The sequence below is a fragment of the Flavitalea flava genome (assembly GCF_054461575.1).
Genome location: NZ_JBTLQH010000012.1, coordinates 64,925 through 82,147 on the forward strand (window position 1 = coordinate 64,925; position 17,223 = coordinate 82,147).

Annotated in this window: 14 protein-coding genes; 11 read left to right on the plus strand and 3 right to left on the minus strand. The window is 44.9% G+C overall.

What is annotated here, in order from left to right; genetic code table 11:
* Positions 1-8 precede the first annotated feature (8 nt).
* From ACX0G9_RS13420 to ACX0G9_RS13465, 10 genes are all read left to right on the plus strand, one after another.
* The gene (locus ACX0G9_RS13420; RefSeq protein ID WP_459065429.1) at positions 9-1,547 is read left to right on the plus strand and encodes a lipopolysaccharide biosynthesis protein; all 1,539 of its coding nucleotides are present in this window, start codon (positions 9-11) and stop codon (positions 1,545-1,547) included.
* Entirely contained in the window at positions 1,544-2,671 is a 1,128-nt protein-coding gene (locus ACX0G9_RS13425; protein ID WP_459065430.1) for a glycosyltransferase family 4 protein, read from the plus strand. Before ACX0G9_RS13420 ends, ACX0G9_RS13425 begins: the two co-directional genes overlap by 4 nt.
* Entirely contained in the window at positions 2,661-3,893 is a 1,233-nt protein-coding gene (locus ACX0G9_RS13430; protein ID WP_459065431.1) for an O-antigen ligase family protein, read from the plus strand. Before ACX0G9_RS13425 ends, ACX0G9_RS13430 begins: the two co-directional genes overlap by 11 nt.
* Entirely contained in the window at positions 3,865-4,785 is a 921-nt protein-coding gene (locus ACX0G9_RS13435) for a glycosyltransferase family 2 protein (protein ID WP_459065432.1), read from the plus strand. The genes ACX0G9_RS13430 and ACX0G9_RS13435 overlap by 29 nt, the downstream gene beginning before the upstream one ends.
* A 7-nt stretch (positions 4,786-4,792) precedes the next feature.
* On the plus strand, positions 4,793-6,037 hold the full coding sequence (locus tag ACX0G9_RS13440; RefSeq protein WP_459065433.1) for a glycosyltransferase family 4 protein: 1,245 nt from the start codon (positions 4,793-4,795) through the stop codon (positions 6,035-6,037).
* Between the two features lie 51 nt (positions 6,038-6,088).
* Positions 6,089-7,258, plus strand: a complete 1,170-nt coding sequence (locus ACX0G9_RS13445; RefSeq protein WP_459065434.1) for a glycosyltransferase family 4 protein — start codon at positions 6,089-6,091, stop codon at positions 7,256-7,258.
* A gap of 12 nt (positions 7,259-7,270) precedes the next feature.
* Positions 7,271-8,398 (plus strand): acyltransferase family protein, encoded by a 1,128-nt coding sequence (locus ACX0G9_RS13450; RefSeq protein ID WP_459065435.1) that lies wholly within the window; start codon positions 7,271-7,273, stop codon positions 8,396-8,398.
* Entirely contained in the window at positions 8,391-9,020 is a 630-nt protein-coding gene (locus ACX0G9_RS13455) for an acyltransferase (RefSeq protein ID WP_459065436.1), read from the plus strand. The genes ACX0G9_RS13450 and ACX0G9_RS13455 overlap by 8 nt, the downstream gene beginning before the upstream one ends.
* Positions 9,017-9,913, plus strand: coding sequence for a glycosyltransferase (locus ACX0G9_RS13460; RefSeq protein WP_459065437.1), 897 nt, complete (start codon positions 9,017-9,019; stop codon positions 9,911-9,913). The genes ACX0G9_RS13455 and ACX0G9_RS13460 overlap by 4 nt, the downstream gene beginning before the upstream one ends.
* A gap of 200 nt (positions 9,914-10,113) precedes the next feature.
* Positions 10,114-11,580 carry a hypothetical protein gene (locus ACX0G9_RS13465; protein WP_459065438.1) on the plus strand — a complete coding sequence of 489 codons (1,467 nt, stop codon included), beginning with the start codon at positions 10,114-10,116 and terminating at the stop codon, positions 11,578-11,580.
* Here the strand turns inward: ACX0G9_RS13465 and ACX0G9_RS13470 are convergent.
* From ACX0G9_RS13470 to ACX0G9_RS13480, 3 genes are all read right to left on the minus strand, one after another.
* Positions 11,528-12,469 (minus strand): AraC family transcriptional regulator, encoded by a 942-nt coding sequence (locus ACX0G9_RS13470; RefSeq protein WP_459065439.1) that lies wholly within the window; start codon positions 12,467-12,469, stop codon positions 11,528-11,530. The genes ACX0G9_RS13465 and ACX0G9_RS13470 overlap by 53 nt on opposite strands.
* A 210-nt stretch (positions 12,470-12,679) precedes the next feature.
* Positions 12,680-13,957, minus strand: a complete 1,278-nt coding sequence (locus ACX0G9_RS13475) for an acyltransferase family protein (RefSeq protein ID WP_459065440.1) — start codon at positions 13,955-13,957, stop codon at positions 12,680-12,682.
* An 86-nt stretch (positions 13,958-14,043) separates the two neighbouring features.
* Positions 14,044-16,407, minus strand: a complete 2,364-nt coding sequence (locus ACX0G9_RS13480; RefSeq protein ID WP_459065441.1) for an ABC transporter permease — start codon at positions 16,405-16,407, stop codon at positions 14,044-14,046.
* Between the two features lie 198 nt (positions 16,408-16,605).
* Here ACX0G9_RS13480 and ACX0G9_RS13485 point away from each other — a divergent pair, with 198 nt between their 5' ends.
* Positions 16,606-17,223, plus strand: a complete 618-nt coding sequence (locus tag ACX0G9_RS13485) for an HAD family hydrolase (RefSeq protein WP_459065442.1) — start codon at positions 16,606-16,608, stop codon at positions 17,221-17,223.

Here is a 17,223-nt window from a genome sequence, read left to right on the forward strand (position 1 = left end):
AACCAATAATGGAAATCAGTATTTCGAGGGTACAGAAAAGCCTGCTGAATGCAAGAATTAATGCCTTGTTCTATTTCCTCGCGCTTGTCTTATCCTATTTTTCCAGGAAGATCTTTCTTCAGGCCCTGGGAGCTCAGTTCGTGGGTTTCTCCGGAACCGTCGGAAATTTTCTTGGGTTTCTCAACCTGGCAGAAATGGGAACGGCAATGGCAGTTGGTTTTGCCCTCTATAAGCCTTTGATGGAGAAGGATCAAACCAGGGTAATAGATATAGTTGCATTGACAGGTTATCTATACAGGCGTATAGCGCTCATCATGACAGGGGCAGGAATATTGTTATCCTTATTCCTGCCCCTGATTTTTCCGAACCCCGGATTCTCCATGGGTGTCGTCTACTTTGCCTATTATGCATTTCTGATTGGCCCGCTGCTGAGCTATTACCTGAATTGCGGGCAGGTATTGCTGGATGCAGATCAACGGAATTATGTGGTTACTGCCTGGGTTCAGACGACCACTTTTGTAAAGATAATAACACAACTCACCTGTCTAAGCCGTTTCGGCGGAGGGTATTATTCCTGGATCGGGATCGAATTTTCTTTCGGCATATTGCAGAGTATTCTGCTGCACCGGAAGATCAGGAAAACATATCCTTTTTTAAAAATATCCATGAAAAGGGGAAAGGCTGCCCTCGGGAAGCACCCGGAGATCACCAGGTCCATCAAACAGCTCTCGGTTCACAAGATCTCGGAATTTGCACTCGTTTCCACGAAGGATCTTTTGATTTATCTGTTCTCCTCTTTGACGATGGTGGCCTTCTATGGAAATTATGTAATTGTCATGACCAGGCTGAACTATTTGCTGCTGGCTGCCCTGACCGGATTGCAGGCCGGCATTGGAAACCTGATCGCTGAGGGAAATACCCAAAAGACCATGGCCATATTTTGGGAGATATGCGCATTCAGGTACTTTACGACCGGAGTGTTTATTTTCTCGGTCTATCACCTGATCGATCCGTTCATAACCCTTTGGTTGGGCCGTGAATACCTTCTGGACAAAAGTATCCTTCTGCTGATGATGTGCAATGTTTTTTTTATTCAAACCAGGGATATCGTCATCAATTTCGTACAGGGATATGGCCTTTTTGGCGACATTGGCGCTCCGGCTATTGAAGCCGGGTTAAACATCGGATTATCCATCATCCTTGGATATCACTATGGCATCCAGGGAGTATTGATGGGGTCTGTCATCAGTATGTTCACGATTGCTTTCCTGTGGAAACCTGTCTATTTGTTCCGTCGCGGTTTTAAGCAACCGGTCAGCCTCTACTGGCGGGAGCTTGCCAAATATATTACCCTGCTGTTTATTTCCTGGTGGGCCGGCAGCAGGATGATCCTGCTGCTCAGTTCCGTTGACCCCTACAGGAGATATTCCAACTGGATCACTTATTCTCTGATGATAGTAACGATGTATAGTATGTTGCTGTTCGTCATGATGTACCCACTGAAAGGAATGCGGCAATTAGTTAAAAGAGTCGTCCAAAAATTATGACCATTGTATATTGTATATTCTCATTGGCTCCTCCGGGCGGTATGCAGCGGGCTCTTAGCGTGAAGGCTACTTACCTGGCAGAAGTGGCCGGATTTTCCATTCATGTGATCACGAGGACCCAACCGGTCCAATCCAGTGGGCCGGCCGGCAGATATTCGTTTAACCTTTCGGCGAAAGTAAAAATTCATACGATCGGAAAGAATTATAAAAAAGAACTGGCTACCATTCTTTATATCCTAAGGCCGGATATCGTAATCAGTCTTTACGGAGAAGAATCAAGGTTCCTGTATAAGATCAGGGATGGTAGTAAAAAGATCCTGGAATTCCATTTCACCAGGAATCATTTGGTACACCTGGTTAAAGGACTACCCCATTTGCGGTTCCGGAAATTGAGGCTGCAATATGTCAGGCTGCTCCAATATCTGGATGAACGATGCGCCCGGCACTATGATTGCCTGGTGCTGCTTACAGAAGCAGACCGTGGTTTGTGGGGGAATCCCCCCAATGTCGTCGTCATACCCAATCCCCTCTCGTTTACCAGTCCGGTTAAATCCGGCCTGGACAGTAAAAGAATTCTTTCGGCGGGCCGCCTGATCGCTACCAAGGGCTTCGATCTGTTAATCGAGGCCTACAGGCTTGTAGCCAAAAGGTATCCTGATTGGAAGCTCGCTATTTTCGGTGAAGGGCAGGACAAACAATTCCTTTTGAATAAAATTCGCAACTATGGCCTGGAAAATCAGGTGGAAATTTTTCCTCCCACCGCTGATATTGCAGGAGAAATGCTTCGCAGCTCTATTTATGCAGCTCCTTCACGGTATGAGGGATTTGGATTGGTCATCACAGAAGCCATGGAATGCGGTGTACCAAGCGTAGCTTTTGATTGCCAGTGCGGTCCCCGGGAAATAATCTGTGATGGTTCCGATGGTATACTCGTCGAACCACAAAACACAGAGAAATTTGCAGAAGCCCTTCTTCTGTTAATTGCCTCACCGGAATTAAGAACCAGGATGGGAAAAAATGCTATAACGTCAGCAGCACGATTTGCAGAAGACAGAATTATGGACCGTTGGAAAAATCTATTCCGTTCACTTGTTCAGGATAATAGAATTTTACATGTACGATAAGTCTACGATCGGGTATTATAAGCTGATTTTTTTTACGGCCCTTCTGCCCTATGCGGACAGGTTTATTCCCATTTTCCCTGATGGAATCTGGGGTTTCAATCTAAGTGGTTTTGCCTGGATCATTATATTGATCGTCAGTCTTGTGCGTACCATCGTACATTTTAATTCCATTACCATGCCCGGCTGGGTTTGGCTTCCCTGGATAATTTATATTACCGGTCAATGGTTGCATGACCTGGGGTTTTTGGGTCTTCAGTCAACTTTACAATATATGGTATTTCCCATCGTCGGAGTGGCTGCCTCTACCTATTCGTATTCTGATGAAACAATGGTCAGGCTGAAAAAGTGGTTCGGGAGGTATATGCTTGTAGTAATGGCCAGCATGTTCCTCGCTCTGGCAGACGTCGCGGAGTTCGGAAAAGGTGTGGGGTCCGTCATGACGCTTGTTGTATTGGGTGCCATTGTGCTGAGTGAGTACTGGTTTTATAACGACAGGAAGATGCTCCTTTATTTCTCCCTTATGGCAATTATCCCCATTATCGCACTCACCAGGATGGGGATAGCCATGATATTTGCCGTTGCTATCTTTCATTTTGGCAACAGGAATATGGTATCCAGGATGCTTATTTCCGCAGTAGTCTGTTGTGTAGGGCTTATTGTATTTTATTCGCCGGGGTTTCAAAAGAAAACATTTTATTCAGGCCAGGGAGATATTACCAGCCTGACCCGGAACAACGAAGATCTGAATACCAGCGGCCGAAACAGAATGTGGATGCTGGCGGAAAAAGAAATGGGCGCCAATCCCTGGTTAGGTGCCGGTTCCAGGGCCGATCTTAAATTGCTGATCAAATACAGGTATAAATTAAAAGAATTGCACAATGACTTTATTGCGGTCCGGTACAACAGTGGTTGGATAGGTTTGGGGTGTTTGCTTTTCGCATTTATATTCCAGTTCTGGTTATTATATCTTAATAAAAACAAAATTGAAGATGCATTTACTGCAGTGATCTTTTATGCGGCATTGACGATATTCATCGCGTGGGCCGGGTTTATGTATACGGATAATGCCCTTAAATATTCTCCTTTTTTCGGCAATCTTCATTTCTGTCTGATTGGCATCGTTTACAGCCGTCTGGCAGAAGGCTGGAAGGAATCAGGCAATGAAGAAACGGATCCTCTAATAAAAGACAACCATGATCTCCATAGTTATTCCCCTGTATGATAAAGCCGGCCAGGTAAAAAATACGCTCACCGCTGTGCGTAACCAGATATTCACCAATTATGAAGTGATCATTGTGGATGACGGATCAACAGATGGAAGTCTGGATATTGTCCGGGATTATCTGAAAAATGACAATGATTTTTCCGGAAGGGTTAGGGTGTTCGGCCAGCCTCATGCAGGTGTATCAGCCGCACGTAACAAAGCAATCCATGAAAGCCGTTTTGACTGGATTGCTTTCCTGGACGCAGATGATACCTGGGAACCGGAATATTTGCAGATCCAGTATGATCTTTCCCTTAAATACCCTTTTTGTGAAGTGCTGGCTGCCGCTTATGGGTTCAACTTTGGTGCCGGAAAATTTGTGCCGGGTAAATTTTCAAAGCTGCCATTCAGGGAAAACGAAGGTGAATTAAATAATTATTTTGAAGTGGCCGCCTGTTCCCACCCCCCCCTAAGCAGTATAACTACCATCGCCAGGAAAAAGGCCATTTTGGCTGCAGGTTGTTTTCCTGAAGGTATTTCATCCGGCGAAGATTTGCTTACCTGGGCAAAGTTGGCTTTAAATTGCCGGATCGCTTTTAACAAAAGATCTCTCGGGGTTTATAACCAGGATCCCAAATGGTTCAACAGAGACCAGCAGACACGTATGCCCCCCAAAAAGGATATTGTCGGAGACTGTCTGAAAAAACTACTGCACCAACATTCCGGAATACCTGGCTTGAAACAGTACGTGGGATTATGGCATAAAATGAGGGCCAGGATTTTCCTGACCCACTCAATGAGGAAGGAGGCCTGGGAGGAATGGAGGCAACTGGTTCAATTCAGCCCGGGCCATTATAAGACCTGGGCCTATTTTTTATTGCTGATTAGTCCGGTAAAGGTCTGGCCATGAAAAACCGATGAGAGTAGCAATTACCCATACCGATTTCAGGATCTACTGGCCATCCAGGATCTCAGCCTTGCAGCGGGCGCTGGAAAGCAGCGGGGATGAACTATACATCATTGAGATAGCCGGAAAAGGAAGTCCTTATGCCTTTTCAGAAAATGGACAATCGCTGACAGGAGAAATAAGAAATTGGATTTGCCTGTTTCCGTTAACCAGGATGGAGGACCTTTCCCCGGCAAAGGCGTCCCTTAAATTATTCTCCATATTGAACGAACTTTCTCCTGATGTGGTAATGGCAGGAAGTATTGCTTACCCTTCAGGCGCCACAGCGGTAAACTGGGCAAAAACTACAGATCGCTCTGTCATTATTTTCGACGATGCAAGGCCACAGGATGTCCCCCGCAATTCATTGATTAATTATATAAAACAACTGATCTATGAACAGGTGGATGCCATTCTCTGTCCGGCTTTGCCATGGACAGACACCTTCCTTCGTTGGAAATTCCGGCCGGAACAGTTGTTTTTTGGAGTGGATGTGGTAGACAACAATTTTTGGGCTCATCAGGACCCGGCTGAGCCGGATGAGACGTTAACGATCCAGGAGGTGATAGGTGGAGAAATCCCTGAATTATCCGTTCCATATCTCCTTGCCGTAGGTCGTCAGATACCCGTCAAGAATTTTCTCTTTCTGCTCCGGGTTTATGAGAAATACCAGACAGCAACAGGGGCCCAGCATTGTCTGCCCCTTATATTGATAGGGGACGGGCCTGAGCGTAAATCACTGGAAATTTTTATGCAGGAAAAACAACTGGAAAAGGTGTATTTGGTTCCCTTCGTCAGTCCCAAAAAATTGAGAATCTTTTATCATAAGGCCGCTGCGCTGGTGGTTCCGAGCAAATCAGAAACCTGGGGATTGGTTATAAACGAAGCTATGGCATCGGGGATCCCTGTGTTGGCAAGCCATACATGCGGCTGCTCACCGGTACTGATCCAGGAAGGTATAAACGGATATACCTTTTCCCCGGATAGCCCTGATGAATTGCTGGAAGTCCTTCTGTCCTTTACGGGAAAAAATCCTGCAGAAAAAAAAGCCATGGGGCAGTCTTCCCAAAATCTTATCCGGTCATGGGGGCTCGACCGGTTTGTCCAGGGCAGCTTGCAGGCAATAACCTATGCGATGGCCAACAAAAAAACATGCAGATCGGTTCCTGCCTGGATTGTTCTGAAAAATTGGAAAGGCAGATACAGGCCGGTATAATCTAATAGTCAATATAGGATAATCTCTAAAACCATCCGAAAATCAAAATCAATGAAAATCCTTATCACACACAACGATTACGGCAGACGCAGTGGAGAGGAAGCGGTAGTGGATAAAATGGGAGAAATGTTGAAAGCTCACGGTCACGATATATGCTTTTATCGCCCCAGTACAGCGGATCACCAGCATGGCCTGGTCAGCAAAATCAGGATGTTCTTGTCAGGCGTTTATTCTTACCGTGGCGTTAAAGGGATTAAAAAGGCTTTACTTAAGGAGAATCCTGATATTATAAATATACACAATCTTTACCCTTTTATTTCTCCGGCGGCTTTGTTTGCCTGTAAGGCAGCGGGTATTCCCATTGTAATGACGGTGCATAATTACCGGCTGGTTTGCCCAACAGGCCTTTTCCTGCGGGATGGTCAGCCTTGTGAGCTTTGCCTCCAGCAGGGAAATGAATGGGGCTGCGTTCGTTATAATTGTGAGAAGAATTTGTCCAAATCATTTGGATATGCCCTGAGAGGATATGTAGCCCGAAAGATCGGAGCTTATCAAAAGAATGTGGACAGATATGTATGTCTCTCCTCTTTTCAAAAAAAGAAACTGATCGAGGCTGGTTTTACGGCAGAAAAAATCATGGTCATACCGAATAGCGTACCTGTCCCACCACCCTATTCAGAGACTCCAGGCATTTATATTGCCTATGTGGGCCGGTTAAGTGAGGAAAAAGGATGGGATCTGCTGATGGGGATCGCAGGAAAAAACCCGGAGCTGAAGATTGCTGTGGCTGGATTTATACATGAGCATACCACATCCGGTGCAATACCCTCCAATATCCATTTTGCAGGATACCTGGATCAGACCGAGTTAATGGAGTTCTATCGTCGGGCCAGATTCCTGGTCATTCCCAGCAGGTGTTATGAGGGATTCCCGCTTGTTGCCCTGGAGGCAATGGCCATGGGCAAACCCGTTATAGCCCCTGATCACGGAGGATTTACGGAAATCATCGGTAAGGGACGTCATGCGCTCGGGTGTCTTTTTCGCCCCAATGACCCCCTTGATCTTGAGGCAGCCATCCTTACCTTATGGAAAGATGAAAATCTAATCCGGGAATTGGGAAAACGATGTGTCGAAAGGATACATAGCTTCTATTCATCGGAGATCATTTACCGGCAATGGGAATGTTTGTTTCTGGACCTTTTAAGGACCCGAAAAAATTAAAAAATATTTTTTATGAGCCCTGCCAAATTTCCACCATTAATTAATAATTTCGACCTGATCCGGTTGCTGGCGTCTTTGCAGGTCTTTGCCGGACATGCGTTCCTCTTTCATTTTTTTAGAGAAAACCGGGTTTCGGCCTTCCTGTGGTTCATTCCCGGGGTGCCGGTTTTTTTTGGAATGAGCGGTTTCCTTTTATTATGGTCGTTTGAGCGGAATCCGGATTTGGCAACTTATTTTAAAAACCGGTTTCTTCGGTTATATCCTGCTTTGTGGGCTACCATGATCCTTACTACCTTTATCCTTCTGGCTTTTCGAATTATAACATGGCGGGGGCTTTCCGATCCCAGCTTCCTGCTTTATTTTTTTGGAAGATGCACTGCCATTTTTTATTTTGTTCCCACTGTCGTTAAAGGATTTGCGCAAGGCAACCCCAATGGTTCCTTATGGACCATTGGAGTGGAGCTTCAATTTTATTTCCTCCTCCCCCTGATATTTCTGTTGATCCGAAGACGTTCTCTCTTAGGTAAAAACCTGATCCTGCTGGGTATCGGATTCCTGTCGTACTGGATCGACAGACATGACCCCGAACCGCCTTTTAATGTCAATAGGCTCAACGGCTATCTTCAGATCCTCGTAAGCGAATTCAGGATCTTTTATTTTTTATTCTTTTTTATTACCGGGATGTTGTTTTATGTCAATTACCGGTACCTGAAAAAATTTCTGGAAAGGCAATTCCTTTCTTATCTTATCTTCTATGTGCTGATCTGTTCTGTCTCCAGTTTCTTCACCGATCTTTCCAGGGTCGACCGGTATGCCCCCGACCCTTTCTCGTTATTCCGGCATCTGTTTCTTATGTTTATGGTATTCTCCGCCGCCTTTTCGCGAACAGGTCTTTCCGGAAAAATATTGAAAGGAAACGATTATTCCTATGCGGTTTATCTGACTCATCTTCTTATTTTAAACTCATTTTATCAGCTCCATCTATTCGATGGAAGGTTGAACTTCCTCTTTTCTCTAATGGTTACGGGGGTTCTGGCCTTTCTTTCCTGGCATTTTATCGAAAAAAAGGCCTTGCAACTCAAAAAAATTTCTCTCAGGACGCTGGTCCGGAATATGTATAAAAAACACCTGTATGAATAAAGTAAAACATTTTTTAGCCAGGATTTTGATCAGGCTGGTTCAAAAACTGGTGAAGATCTATTCGGATATTTACCTTTTTCAATTAAAGGGAGAGTTTCGCCATATAGGCAGAAATGCCACTATCGAATTGCCGATTAAGATAATGAATCCGCAATGTATTTCCATAGGGGATAATTTCACCGCACGTTCCGGGGTAAAATTAAGAGCCTATACTTCTTATGAAGATGCCACATTCACTCCTACCCTGCAAATTGGCAACAATGTGCATCTGGCCACCGATTGTGTAATCAATTGCACGCACCGGATCGAGATTGGTAATAATTCAGGCCTGGGAGTAGGCACAAAGGTTATGGACCATGCACATGGCCTTCCGGGATATGAGGACCTTAAAACCACTGTAATGAGAAGAGCGTTGACATCCAAAGGCGGCGTCATTATCAGGGAAAATGTTATGATTGGGACGGGAGTGGTGATTCTGGCGGGCGTCGAAATCGGAGAAAACAGCATAATTGGGTCCAATTCCGTGGTAACCAGGTCGGTTCCGGCCAATAGTATTGCCGTAGGTATTCCTGCGCGGGTGATTAAAACTATCAACGGAGATAACAAAAATCAACAGATATGACCATTTCGGTCATCATACCCACTTATAACGGAAACCGCTTTGTAGAACGTGCCATTCTTTCAGTGCTTGGTCAGCAAAGAAGACCGGACGAGATCCTTGTCTGCGACGATAATTCATGGGACAATACCCTGGAGATCTGTGAGCGTTATAAAGATCAGATCTCCATCTTCTTCAATCCGGACGGTCCTTCCGGTTTTGTCAATTCCTGGAACAAAGCGATAGCCAGGGCAAAAGGGGAATATATCAGCATTTTGCACCAGGATGACATGTTGGAGCCGGAATTTATCCGGGCTGGAATGGACGCGCTGGAGAGGAATCCGGGCGTTCGCCATCTGTTCTGCACCTGCAGTTATATCGATGAAAATGATAAGGTCTTGTCCTTGTCCTATTCTCCTGACAACCTGTTTCCCGAACCTATTCAGGAATTAACCTATACCGGTCCCGAATATGTTTCTTCCTATCAGACGGGGGGGGAACCGCATATTCACCGATGTCCCGGAGTTATTACCCATAAAAGTATTTTTGATCAATGCAGATATGAACCTTCCTCAGGACATCTTGCGGATGATGACTTTTTTTATCGGGTTGGAATGTATACGAAGGTGATTGGTATTCTGAAACCGTATGCATCTTACAGGATCCACAGCGGATCGGTTACAGGAAGTCTTGAGGATGCCGACCTGGTAGGAAAACTTATGGAGGACTATATCTATCAATGCCGTCAATGGAAGGATCATCCTTTCCTAAGTCCGGTTGCTTACGCCTATTTTGTCCGCAATGCTAAAAAATATATTCGCCGGTTCATGGGTTATGGCATAAAACAGAAAAAGCTAAAAATGCTTATAAAAGGAATAAGGCAATGGAGCGCCTTATATGCCGTATGCCACCGTTAAAAAACCTGGTTATCCATGTAATAAACTCCGGCAACGAAAAATTCTCTGTTAAATTTTATCTGGAAACAGATTTATCAGAAAAAATAATTCCCTCTTCTGCTCACCGCTTTTTGCGATCAACCCGTTATATAAAAAAATCGTACATTTAAGGCATCTTTTCAGTTAATGATTGTGGTAGCCGTAAACTATAAATTCCGTGTATGAATATCATTCACAATAAAGATATTGGAACAAAACAAAAAGCGCTTGCCATTAATCTTGACCCTGAAATATATGGTTCCTTTGCCGAAATTGGCGCAGGCCAGGATGTAGCCGCCAATTTTTTCAAGGCAGGAGGCTCTTCAGGAACCATCGCCAAAACGATGTCTGCCTATGATATGGTCTTTTCAGACGCCATTTACGGAGCACAACAAGGCAGGCGATATGTCAGTGAGCCGAGGTTGATATCCATGCTTGAACATGAATATGGGCTGCTGATCGAGCGGTTGGCAGAAAAAAGAGGCAATACCACCACTTTTTTTGCATTTTCAGATACTGCCTCGGCGTTGAATTACCACAAAACAAATGATGGACATGGCTGGATGGGTGTTCGGTTCCAACTTGAGCCGAACGGGGAATTCAATGATGTGGTACTCCATGTCAAATTATTGGATAACGATAATAATTTGCAGCAACAGGCGGTGGGTATCCTGGGCGTAAACCTGATTTATGCCTGTTTTTATTACAATGGTCACCCTCCTATTTTTTTGCTTTCCCTTATGGACAATTTGTCAAAAGAGAGCATTCAGATTGACATGATCCGTTTTGAAGGGCCAAATTTTACAAAGGTGGATAACCGACTGATGAGTTTACACCTGGTAAAGTATGGTTTTTCCGATGCGGCCTTATTTGGTCCAGACGGCAAAAACCTTCAGCCTTCCGAAGTCCTGTATAAAAAGCATATCGTAGTGATAAGGGGACGATTCCGGCCTCTTATCAATGTACATCTGGATATGATGAACACGGGCGTTAAACAATTTATGGAGGAGCCTGATGTGGATCGTACAAATGTGATGGTCATTACCGAACTTACCTTGCAATCGTTGAAAGAGAGGAATGCCGACCAAACTGCAGAGATCGATGAAAAAGATTTTCTCGACCGGGTGGACATCCTTTGCTCCCTGGGGCAAACGGTTCTGATCTCGGATTTTCATGAATATTATAAGTTGGTCGCCTACCTCTCAAAAATAACCAAATTAAAACTGGGGGTTGTTCTGGGATATCCCAATCTGGAATATATCTTTTCTGAAGAACATTACAAAGATCTTCCGGGCGGCATCCTCGAATCTTTTGCTACGTTGTTCAGCCGGAAGGTAAAGCTTTTCATTTATCCTACCTTGCAAAATGGAGTGATCTGGAATGGACGTAAATTTGATCCCCCTGCGCACCTGATTGATTTGTATCAATATCTGATCGTCAATAATAAAATAGAAGATATCAGGGATTACAATGAAAATAATCTGCAGGTTCAAACGGATAAAGTGCTGCAACTGATAAAACAGGGCGCTGAGGGATGGGAGAAATATGTACCAGCCGAGGTTGCCGAAATGATTAAAGAGAGATGCCTGTTTGGATTTAACTGTGAAATACCCCCTTTGCTGCCGAAGCCTGGTATGCTCCTGGAGTGATCCCTTCCGTTTTCTTAAAAAGACGGATGAAATAATTGACATCATTGAAACCGCACAATACGCTTACCGACCTTATATCATGGCAATTATCGGCAAGCAGCTGTCTGGCCAGTTTGATCCGGTGGCTATTGATATAATCCAGCGGGCTTTGCCCGCATTGTTCCCTGAACCATTTAAAGAACATGTTCCGGCTGAGATAGGCTTTCCGGCATAGACCGTTTATAGCTATCTTTTCGGAAAGATTTTCATGTATATGATGCAAAATAGCATGGAGACGGGTCTGATTCGAATGGTCGTTAATTTCACAGGATACCTGCTGAAGATGCTGGCTCTGCATTAAGCGGATAAGCAATTCTTTCAGGTTCAGATCGGCGAAGATATTCTTTGAGTGGTCGCCACTTCTGCAAATCCTGATCAGTTTATTGATCAGACCCGAGATCTCATTGTCATTATTAAAATGATACTGGTTGAATTGCAGTTTCCAATTATTAGTTTCTCCGGGGCTGCTGTTATAATACGTATTTAAATAGTGTACCGTTTCCTTTATATAAAGCGTATCGACAGCCAAAGCAATACATTGGGTAGGATTTTCAGTCTCGGCTTCCGGGAAATCGATGATCATCGTTTCATGGGCAGGAACGATTACCGTTTCGCCGGGAAGGTAATTAAAAGCCGGCTTATCGAATAAGTGCATTACTTTTTTCCCGCGAATCATGCTGGTAATAACGAATTCGCTGAAAGTCAGGGGCACGTGATAAGTTTGCTGGTAACTCTCGAAAATATTCAACTCGCAATTCTCTAAATTAAATATACGCCTGTTCTCAACCAATGTTTGCAGGTATTTGGGATGTGTCAGATCCACCTTATGAAGGAGATTTTTTACAGCCACAGGAATCGTTTTATACGGGCAAGTTTAACCTATTTCCTAAAGGTACAAAAAATGAGGTACGATTGTGCTATTGAAAAATACAAAAGTGAATGGATTTCCGCACGTTTTTATGAAAATTTAGGGTATTCTTCCCGGATAATGAAGCTGAAAATAATATTACCTATGATCAACCCTGAAGGGTTCAGGTGATAAGATGTACATGGTTCTCTGTTACAAAATTCGTTTCAATAAAGGTGTTTTTCTAAACAGAAACGAACAAAGCGCATAACTGACCAGGATGCCGGTGAGCGTGAGAAAGATGAATTTCAGGAGCAGTGGACCATGTACATCACTTATCATACGACTGATGGTAATGAGTATGGGGGCATGAAAAACATAAACCGCGAATGCATTGGCAGAGAAATACCTGGATGTTGAATCTTGTTCGTTGAATTTTTCCCGGAACCAGACCAGCAGGAACAGGGATATGGCAACGCCTGTCATTGATTCCCAACAGGACATCCCCAGACTCTGCCAGTGGAGTCCGCCTTTATAGGCAGAAAGATTTCCGTTGAAAGCCCCTCCCAGCAGCAAAAGAGCTACCCAGCCGCTAAGCCCCCCCAGCAGGGCTACCCTGCCCCAGTACTTCCCGGTGCCAGCAGTGAATCTGCCCGGCCAATCCCCCCTGAAAGCATATGTACCTGCAATAAAAAAGAGAACGTATTGTGAAAAATAACAAAACTGCAGATTGTAAAAAGAGGTCCCGTTGGGCCATGGAAACCGGATCAGAAAGGTGAGCCCGGCAATCAGGGCGACAAACCCCCAAATCTGACCCTTACCCGGTAGTTGCATCGTCTTTGTTTCTCTCAATCCGGGATCACTGGTTCTGATGTGATCACCGGTCCTGTACTCCCTGTTTGCGGTATCTTCCGTCTTCTTCCTGCTGCCCAAAATTCTGATAAGTGCATACCCGAGACAAAAGATCAGCAATGCTTCGCAAAACCAAAGAGGGCCGGTGCCGCCCAACCAACGACCATTGGTAATATAATGGCTATACCCAATTACAAAACCTTTCGGATAGACAACCTCACCATGAAAAAGGGAAATACAAAATACAGCCAGCGGCTGTAGTATAAACATATAGAACAAAAGGGGTAAACCTAACCGGAATAACCTGTCCCGCACAAATCTGCCTACCCCTTTTTTATCATACGCCCCAGGCACAAAATATCCGGCAATAAAAAAAAGGAAGCCCATAAAAAAGGACTGGAGAGTTACCTGGTACGTAGCGAAAATTCCTGTTTCCGGAAGGCCTACCGGGCTGTTTTCCATATAATACCAACTGCCCAGGTGACTGTAGGTTACGGCTGCATGCATACTAACAACCAGCATGATCATAACCCACCTGAGATTATCGATATAAAGAAGACGACCCGTTACGGCTTTGGAACCGGATTTTACAAAAGTGCCGGGGATACTGACAATGGGGGTTGTAATAGAATGATCCATATAAATGATTTATAGGCTAAACTAGTTTTCCCTGTTGGTAGCGGTGAATTTCTTTGACGTATGGACATTTCCGGAAGGTAAAAAGGTCACTCGCTTCTCAAACTTTTTACCGGGTTCATGAGCGCCGCCTTAATTGATTGAAAACTTACCGTCAGTAAAGTGATCAGGAGGATACCGGCTCCGGCTGCGACAAATATCCACCAGGGTATAGCCGTATGGAAAGTATAATTTTGCAGCCAGTGATCCATGCTCCAATAAGCGACCGGAATAGCAACCAGGAAGGAGACTCCAACCAGGGCCAGGAATTCTTTCGAGAGCATGGCCCATAGACTGAGTAGCCCTGCGCCAAGAACCTTCCTGACCCCGATCTCTTTGGTGCGTTGTTCCGCTACAAAAGAGGCCAGACCGAAAAGACCCAGGCAGGAAATAAAGATGGCCAGTGAAGTAAATACCGATGCCAGACTGCCGATCCGTTGCTCGGCTTCGAATTTTCGGGCATATTCATCATCCATAAATTGGTAAATAAACGGGCTGCCGGGATTATATTTTTTAAAGACAGGGGCCATGGCATCCAGGGCTGCGTGGACAGGCTGCCCTTTTTTGATTCGAATGGTGATAGCCGATACATAACCATCACCCATAAAAATGGCTGGTTCTATATTGTCAAAAGGAGAATTGGTTACCATATCTTTAACTACGCCAATGACCGTATAATTTTTACCATAAAATTTCATGGTTTCTCCTACAGGGTTTTTGATCCCGATGATTTTAACCGAGGCTTCGTTGAGGATCATTCCGCTGGAATCCGTTGGGAAGTCGCGGCTGAAATCGCGTCCTTGCAGAACGGTCCATCTGGCAGTCCTGCCAAAGTCGCGGGTTACATTAACATTCCTGAAGAAAATGGATTCCTGGTCTGCACGTTTTCCGCGCCAATAGAGTTCATTATTATTCTGAAAACCCGTCAATTTCATAGAAGAGGCTGCGACATTCCCGATTAAGCCGCTTCGCAGTAATTCCTCCCGCAGAGCGGTGTAATGGCTTTCAAGATCCGGAGTATTGATATCTACCGTGAGCAGCCCATCCCTTTCATATCCCACCGGGCGGTCCTTTGCAAAATTGATCTGCCGGAATACAATCAGCGTCCCGATAATAAGGATCAGCGACACCGTGAATTGCAGAACGACCAATATCCGGCGGGGAAGAGAAGCATAACGGCCTGCACGGAATGTGCCTTTGAGTACCCGCACAGGATCGAAGCGTGATAAATAAAAGGCCGGATAACTACCTGCGAGGATACCGGTGAAAAGGATAAAGCCGGAAGAAAACAACCAGAACCATCCGTTTAACAAAGGAAGGTTCATTTCCTTGGCGGCCAGGGAATTAAAAAAAGGAAGAGACAATTCCACCAACACTATTGACAGGACAAAAGCTAACAGGGCTACGAGTACCGATTCACTCAGGAATTGCAGAATAAGTTGTTTTTTCATCGAGCCGACGGTTTTGCGGATACCTACCTCCTTGGCCCTTTTTTCACTTCTGGCGGTGGACAGGTTCATAAAGTTGATGCAAGCGAGCAATAATACAAAACCACCGATAATGCCGAATAACCACAAGAACTGGATCCGGCCCCCGGAAACCTGGCCGTTCCTGTTAAACTCATTATAGAGATAGGCTTTGTCGAGCGGGTAGATCATGGCTTCTTCTTTCCAGCCGGGTATAAAAGACGAAGGCAGTTTCCGGATACGGGCTGTCGATTGTTCTGCAGTCACCTTTCCGGCCAATTCTACATATAGCCTTCCGTTGTGATCGTTCCAATTCGTATTGGTGTTATGATAATTATTTTCTTTATTGTACCAGGGCAGGACTGCCTTTACCCCGGAAAAACTGCTGTTGCGGGGGAGGTCTTCGTATACTCCGCCAATAGTAAGATCAAGATGATTATCGAGCCGGAAGGTCTTGTTGACGGGGTTGTCTTTTCCAAAAAGGGCTGTAGCAAGAGACTGTGCTATCAGTGCCGAGGAAGGATCCTTCATAGAAGCAATGGATCCCTGCAATATCCGGAAAGTAAACATTTCGGGTAATTCCTGTTGAGCCCAAATGGCAGGAGCGGCCAGTTTTTTATTGCCATTGGCGATCAGGTGATCTCCCCCGTCGCAGGTAAGAGCGACTTTACTGAAAAGATCAGGGAACTGATCCCTGAATGCCTGCCCCATAGGCATCGAGACTACCTCGCCGACGTAGGATTCTCCGTTCATGGATTGTACGATCCTGCCTTGAGCGATCCGGCTGTGAAGGGTATGGTAATGATCGAAAGAAACCTCGTCACTTATCCACAAACCGATCAGCAAGGCAATCGCCATACCTGTCGCTAATCCCATAATATTGATAAAAGTATAGCCTTTGTTCCTGAGCAGCCCTCGCCAGGCGATCTTTAAGAAGCTTTTAATCATGTTACTTGGTTTGCGGGCATTGTTGCCCATCTTGTATTTATCTTTCCGGTTATACGTTCCTTAATAGTCGGACATTTGTCCGGCTTGTTGCATCAAATAAAATCCGGAATAAAATAACCTTCTTTTCGGTTCTTAATACTACGCTGATATCGCTTGCTTTATGCTTGAAATGAAGGATATTTGCGCCAAATATTTTTCATGGAAAGGATCTCTTCCGTTGTTTTTGACCTTGGCGCAGTACTCATCGATTGGAATCCGGATTATCTCTATCGGAATATAATTCCTGACGAAACAGAACGCCGCCGTTTTTTTGATGAGGTTTGCACCATGGACTGGAACGAAGAGCAGGATGCCGGGAGAAGTTTGGCTGCCGGCACTGCAGATCTGCTGGAAAAATTTCCGGAACAGGAATTGACCATCCGGGCTTATTACGACCGGTGGGAGGAAATGCTGGGAGGTCCAATCAGTGGTACACTGGAGATATTCCGTCATCTGAAATTCAATACCGACAAAAAATTATATGCACTTACGAATTGGAGCGCTGAGACCTTCCCATTAGCACTAAAGCATTATGATTTTCTTCACTGGTTTGACGGCCGGCTGGTATCGGGAGAAGAGAAGATACGTAAGCCCTTTCCCCGTTTTTATCAATTGCTGGTCGATCGTTACGGAGTTCGCCCTGAAGAGACGATCTATATCGATGACAATGCCCGCAACCTTGTTCCGGCTTCCGCCCTGGGATTTCATGCCATCCATTTTCAATCAGCGGATCAATTAAAAAAAGAATTAACCGATCTTGGTGGATTAGGGTTATAA

Coding starts and splice junctions, on each gene's coding strand:
- ACX0G9_RS13420 (WP_459065429.1), top strand. CDS start 9: ATGGAAATCAGTATTTCGAGGGTACAGAAAAGCCTGCTGAATGCAAGA.
- ACX0G9_RS13425 (WP_459065430.1), top strand. CDS start 1,544: ATGACCATTGTATATTGTATATTCTCATTGGCTCCTCCGGGCGGTATG.
- ACX0G9_RS13430 (WP_459065431.1), top strand. CDS start 2,661: ATGTACGATAAGTCTACGATCGGGTATTATAAGCTGATTTTTTTTACG.
- ACX0G9_RS13435 (WP_459065432.1), top strand. CDS start 3,865: ATGATCTCCATAGTTATTCCCCTGTATGATAAAGCCGGCCAGGTAAAA.
- ACX0G9_RS13440 (WP_459065433.1), top strand. CDS start 4,793: ATGAGAGTAGCAATTACCCATACCGATTTCAGGATCTACTGGCCATCC.
- ACX0G9_RS13445 (WP_459065434.1), top strand. CDS start 6,089: ATGAAAATCCTTATCACACACAACGATTACGGCAGACGCAGTGGAGAG.
- ACX0G9_RS13450 (WP_459065435.1), top strand. CDS start 7,271: ATGAGCCCTGCCAAATTTCCACCATTAATTAATAATTTCGACCTGATC.
- ACX0G9_RS13455 (WP_459065436.1), top strand. CDS start 8,391: ATGAATAAAGTAAAACATTTTTTAGCCAGGATTTTGATCAGGCTGGTT.
- ACX0G9_RS13460 (WP_459065437.1), top strand. CDS start 9,017: ATGACCATTTCGGTCATCATACCCACTTATAACGGAAACCGCTTTGTA.
- ACX0G9_RS13465 (WP_459065438.1), top strand. CDS start 10,114: ATGAATATCATTCACAATAAAGATATTGGAACAAAACAAAAAGCGCTT.
- ACX0G9_RS13475 (WP_459065440.1), bottom strand. CDS start 13,957: ATGGATCATTCTATTACAACCCCCATTGTCAGTATCCCCGGCACTTTT.
- ACX0G9_RS13480 (WP_459065441.1), bottom strand. CDS start 16,407: ATGATTAAAAGCTTCTTAAAGATCGCCTGGCGAGGGCTGCTCAGGAAC.
- ACX0G9_RS13485 (WP_459065442.1), top strand. CDS start 16,606: ATGGAAAGGATCTCTTCCGTTGTTTTTGACCTTGGCGCAGTACTCATC.